This window comes from Okeania sp. SIO2F4 (assembly GCF_010672385.1).
Lineage (GTDB): Bacteria > Cyanobacteriota > Cyanobacteriia > Cyanobacteriales > Microcoleaceae > Trichodesmium.
The window spans coordinates 1-5,715 of record NZ_JAAHGT010000645.1 but is presented as its reverse complement, the minus strand read 5'-3'; the positions used below and the strand labels follow the sequence as shown (position 1 = coordinate 5,715).

Annotated in this window: 4 protein-coding genes; 1 reads left to right on the top strand and 3 read right to left on the bottom strand. The window is 35.0% G+C overall.

The window, feature by feature from the left end:
- Nucleotides 1-379, bottom strand: a 379-nt coding sequence (locus F6K22_RS29500) for a cob(I)yrinic acid a,c-diamide adenosyltransferase (RefSeq protein WP_293106327.1), incomplete at its 3' end; no start/stop codon positions are given.
- 368 nt (nt 380-747) lie between these two features.
- Entirely contained in the window at nt 748-2,196 is a 1,449-nt protein-coding gene (locus tag F6K22_RS29495) for a diguanylate cyclase (protein WP_293106324.1), read from the bottom strand.
- Nucleotides 2,197-2,610: 414 nt separating this feature from the next.
- Here F6K22_RS29495 and F6K22_RS29490 point away from each other — a divergent pair, with 414 nt between their 5' ends.
- Nucleotides 2,611-3,012 (top strand): late competence development ComFB family protein, encoded by a 402-nt coding sequence (locus F6K22_RS29490; protein WP_293106321.1) that lies wholly within the window; start codon nt 2,611-2,613, stop codon nt 3,010-3,012.
- 736 nt (nt 3,013-3,748) lie between these two features.
- Here the strand turns inward: F6K22_RS29490 and F6K22_RS29485 are convergent.
- The coding region (locus tag F6K22_RS29485; protein WP_293106318.1) for a CHAT domain-containing protein at nt 3,749-5,715 on the bottom strand (1,967 nt) is incomplete at its 5' end.

Genomic DNA, 5,715 nt, shown 5'->3' with positions numbered 1-5,715 from the left:
TAAAATCTGGGTTGCGGATAAAAGTTAAAGCCAAGTTCCACGCTTCATAAACTTTCTGAATGTCGCGATCGCGGTCTTGAGTTTCCCAAGTAAACCCTTCTCCTAAAGCATGAAAACGTATTTGTTCGCCCCACTTGCTAAAAATTGCTTTTTCTGCGGGTTCCCAAGCACCTTTAATAAATTGGATAATTGCCACTCGGTAGCCATGGCCCAAACAACGCATTACCATACCCAGAGCTGCCGTAGTTTTTCCCTTACCGTTGCCAGTATTCACAATAATTAAGCCTTTTTCCTGAGCAGCTTGAGATACTCGTTGTTCTTGTACTTGTTTACGGCGCTGCATTTTCTGTTTATATTGCTCTGGAGTTAGGGATGTCATTGCTAGATAATCTCAAATTTTACTAAGTAGAGTTTATATCATAATTAATATTAATTTGTCAATCAATATATATAATAATATTACGGCGTTTTCAAACACTAAATCATACCATTTTGAAAAAAAATTTATAAATACTGTGACTAATAAATCAGGAATAAGGAATAAAAACATTCAAAAACAAATAATTAACAATTAGATATTATGGCAAAAAATAGGATTGACTAAAAGTTTTTTTTGTCTTTGATGATGGATAAAAAATATCAACAATAATAACCATATATTTGTACCATTAAAATTTATATTATAATTTTTTTTAACTAATAAAAGCCTTTGTCTGGTAAATATTTAACTAAATTATGATTCTCTTTTCATGTCGTGCAGCGAAACATTCCACTAACGTTTAAATTGTCAATGACAAATTTGCCGTATTTATTGGCTAAATAGTTAATCAAATTATGCAATGTATCTTGATTAAGATTGACTATTTTTCTCTGCAACCGTCCTATATTCATAGAAGCTCTTTTCCAGTTAGTATAACCAAGGAATTTATCTGGATTTAACCATTGTGAACAAGATAGTTTAGCAACTCTCTTTCGAGAAGATTTTGCCCATTCAAATACTTGAGCTGTTGATAAGGTAGCCGTAGATTTTACTTTTAAGTTAACTCCCACAACATCTGCTGATTTAGATGTTTGAACCTGATTTCTACCAGCTTTTTTAGCATTGTAAAGAGCCATGTCTGCTGCTTGTAGCAACATCTCAGGATTAGATTCAGCAGAGCAGTTACTACTTGCCACTCCTAAACTACTTGTCACCCAATTACTGACTGCCGAAGTTGTATGAGGAATTTCTAAAGCTTCGATTTCTCTTGTGATATTTTCTGCAACCTTCAATGCTCCTTCTATGGGAGTATTTGGCAAAACAACCACAAACTCTTCTCCACCATATCGAGCTACAAAATCTCCTGGTCGTTTGACTGCTACACTAATAGCTTGAGCTACCTGTTGCAAACATTTGTCTCCCTCTTGATGACCGTAAGTATCATTGTAGTGCTTAAAATAATCTACATCTACCATAATTACTGACATAGAACCATCATCGCGTTTTAATCTTTTCCATTCTTGGTCTAGTTTTTCTTGAAAGTAGCGACGGTTGGAAACTCCTGTCAAAATATCAATATAAGCTATTTTCTCTAATTTTTGATTTCTTTGTTCTAAACTATGAAAAAGTTCAGCTTTTTGAATAGCGATCGCTGTCTGAGTTGCCAAACGCTTTAATAAATCAGTATCTAATATTGGCCACTGTCGGTTGTGAGTACATTGATGAGCTATGATTAACCCCCATGTAGTCTTGTCTGTACTTTGTTTTTCCTCTTTTTGATTAATTAAGATTGGCAAGACCATACTTGCTTTTACTTGAAACTTTCTGAGTAGCTCGGTATTGCATTTGTTGAGATCAGGAGTTTCAACATCATCTATTAGATTAATAAAATCTTGTTTGTAGGGTTCTATAATATTTGTATTTAGAAAACATGGGTCATCAATAATTTTACCTAACATTGGACTACAACCTGCTGCAACAGATTCTTTTTCTATGATACCTCTTCCATCTTCCAAAAAACGATAAATCACCACACGGTCGCACTCCAAAAAAAGCCGTACCGACTCTACTGTAGTCTCTAATATTTCATCCAAATTTAAAGATTGATGAATTTGGTCTAAAATAAGTCCCAAAAAATGTTCTTTTTGTCTAAGTTCCTGGACAGCTAATAATGTTTTGAGTGCATTGTGAGGTTCTGTTTTTTTAGAAATAACCATAATTATCCCCCTGCGAATTATGAGTGAGTGTTCAAAGCAACCTGATGGTCTGTTATTAGCTGTTTCCAGCAAACAAGTTAATTAGAGTAATTTGTCTGATGTTCTTGTTTCATTACATATATCCTAACCAACTCAGTTGTGAAGTGGTGAAAAAGGCGTTTACTTGCAAGTTTAATCTCAAAAAAACACTAAATGTAATTCCTGACCAGTTATTGTGTATTTTTTTGCAAGTTCAAAACAACAGCATGATTTTTTGTGACTACTCATGCACATTCTCGCTATTCATCCAAAATTACACTGATAATAAGAATATGTTGAGCATACAACAAAAAAGACTCAACAAACCAATATTAACACCTAGTTGTTGATATGTAGGTTCAAGAAATATTTTGAACAGAAATAAGGATATCTCCAATGATTCAGACTAACTCTCAAAAGAAATATATCAATATTATGGAAGAGATGGTTGCAAAGGAAGTCAATCGCAAAATGAAATTACTGCCTCAAAAGTTGGCAAAATATATTAAGCGAGCTGATGTAGAAACTTATGCTCTGAATCGTCTCCCAGCATTATATGCTTGTAGTCAGGAAGGTTGGCAATTTCAAACAAAAAAAGCCGAAAAAGATTATCAACAAAAGATTGCTCTGGTAGTAAATCGTGCTTTTATTGCAGTACAGAGAGACCTACTGAAAAAATCAACTCCTCTATTTAGAGAGGAAACCAAAAAAGCATCTTCCGAAACTCAAGAAAGTAGCAAGCAAAACTTGAATTGGCATCACAGTCGCTACTATCGACTAGGGTGCGCTAGATATTGAAGCGCCATTACCAAATTATTTATAGCAATACGCAAATAGTTGACGACATTGAGACAAGTCCAAAAGCTATTGTAGTCAAATGTTGCCTGCAACGTCAGTATGCAGGGCTAAAATTAGCTTGTTTGTAAGTAGAATTTTCTTTGTTTTTAGGCTGTTATAGCGCTTTTGAGATGGGTGAATTACACAATCAAAACCACAACCCTTTTAGGGACGTTCCATAGAACGTCCCTATTAGACTTCTTGAAGAAGTCAGGGAATAGGGAATAGGGAATAGGGAATAGGGAATGAAATTGTTGATTTCATATCTTGAATTGATTTAATTTTTTATTTTTGGAGATGTCTATTTTGATCTATTCATATGACAAATAAAGTCAAAAGAGGGAATAGGGAATAGGGAAGATGGAACAGGGAACAGGGAACATGATATATATTTTCACGAAAAAGATACGAAAAATGATTTCGGATAGTTAATTTTACAACTCTAGCTTGTTTTAAATAAAGAGCAAGTTTATTTTCTGGAGAGGTCTAGTGATAAAAAAGTTTTTGTTTGTAGCATTGCTCTAGCCCCAAGTTATAGATAGGGCTAGAGCAATACTACTAGCTTTAATTATAACCGCTGGTATCGTTTGTGTAAAAGTTAGGGTGAATATCTACAGGAAGTTTAAGTTTTTTCCAGCTTTTAAGCCTTCTACCTTCTACCTTCTACCTTCTACCTTCTACCTTCTACCTTCTTCCTTCACCAAGGACTACCAACCATAGTAAAACCTGCCCAATAATACGGATGAGAAAAATCTTGAGTACCAAATTTTCGTAACGCCGATGGTAACACCACCGGACCACGTGCTCCACTTCCCCTTAACTCCCCATCTGCAATCACCACTTCCCCTCGCAACATTGCTAACTGTGCTTGTCTTAGCGCCTCTGCTTTAATCTTGACATTATTCAAATGAGTATAAAACTCGGTCATTAACCCCAATGTACCTTCATCACTCACATACCACACACTTGCTAATGCTGACTTCACACCTGCTGCTACTGCTAATCCCCCAAACCCTAATTCCGCATTTCTGTCTCCTATAGCAGTGCGACAAGCTGACAATACTAACAACTCTACCGCAGGTTTATTCCAACCTAATTCCCGTACTTGGTCTAACTTGATTTGTTCAGTTCCCCACAACTGAATATAAGAGTTGCTAGCTTTTCCCGGTAGAAAATCAGCATGAGTAGCTAAATGAATAATTGGATAAGGATAATTTTGTCGTTGAGTTAGTAGGTTATTGCGAGTGAAGTTTTCATTGAGGAACATATTACCTTGCCATAACTTTTCGGAGATAGTTTGTATCTCTACAGGTACTGCTGGTAATGACTGTTGTTCCAGAAATTTACTTGCTCCCATCGCTAATACTTGAGTATCTTGAAGTGGGCGATAGTTAGTATTCATTAAACTAACACTGGGAATTAAACTGAGGCTATATTTTTCAATTAAAAATTGTTCTCCATCATGTAAGACTGCTACAGGTAAAGTTCGTAAACCTTCATCCATACTAAACAGTAAAGTGTCGATATTTGCTGCTGCTAATTCTGGTGCTATAGGTGCGATGAACCAATCATATAATTGTTGTGCCACTGGCAGATAACTATCAGTAAAACGACGGGAAGGATTTGTAATATGTGCCCGTAATTTGAGAGCAGTTTTCATAAGTTTTTTCCGTTTGGCTTCGGGAATAGTTTTAATAATTGGCTGACCATCTTTGGTATATAAGATTAGTTGTAATTGCTCTGGATAAGCATTAATATAAACAACTGCTGATTCTTTTCCGGTTTGTTTAGCCATGTCGGTTAAGATATCTCGGACGTTTTTTGTGCTGAGAGATTGTTCGTTTAAATCTGTTCCCAAGTAATTAGAATATTCGTTGGTACGATTTTGTTCTAACATGGTTATTACTTGGTTTGAACCGGTGGCTACTGTAAGAGGATTAGTATGAACAGAATCAATTTTTTTGAAGATTTTATCGGTATGGGTAGTATGGTTGATAGATTCTTTTTTTTGGTGTTGAGCAATAGGTGTATTTGTTGTTTGGTTGTTGTTACTAGGGGTGATGGTGGAAATTAAATTGGAGGTGATAGAATTTGATAAATTGTTTGTAACTGAAGGGTTTATAATGAGATTATTATTGTTGGCAGTCTGATTGATGGGATTGGTATTATTAGTTAAATTACTTGGGATATTGATATTATTATTCCCAGGATTTTCTTGATTAAGTATCTGGTTAATTATGGGTGTATTGTTATTAAAAATTACTGAGGTATTATCTGGATTTTGATTAATTCCTGGAAGTTGAATGTTAATAGATTCATTGCCAAAAATTTGATTTATTTGTCCTAGGTTTTGCTGACTACCTGCCGTTTGAATATTAATGGAATTATTACCCGTATTTTGAGTAATGTTGCCGATATTTTGATTGCCTTCTGCAATTTGAATATTGATGGTATTATTAGCAGCATTTTGAGTAACGTTACCGATATTTTGATTGCCTTCTGCAATTTGAATATTGTTAGTATTATTTCCCGCTGTTTGATTAATATCTCCTGTGGTCAGGTTGCCTTGTGCAATTTGAATATTGTTAGTATTATTTCCCGCAGTTTGATTAATATCTCCTGTAGTTAGGTCGCCTTCGGCAATTTGAATATTGTTAGTATTAA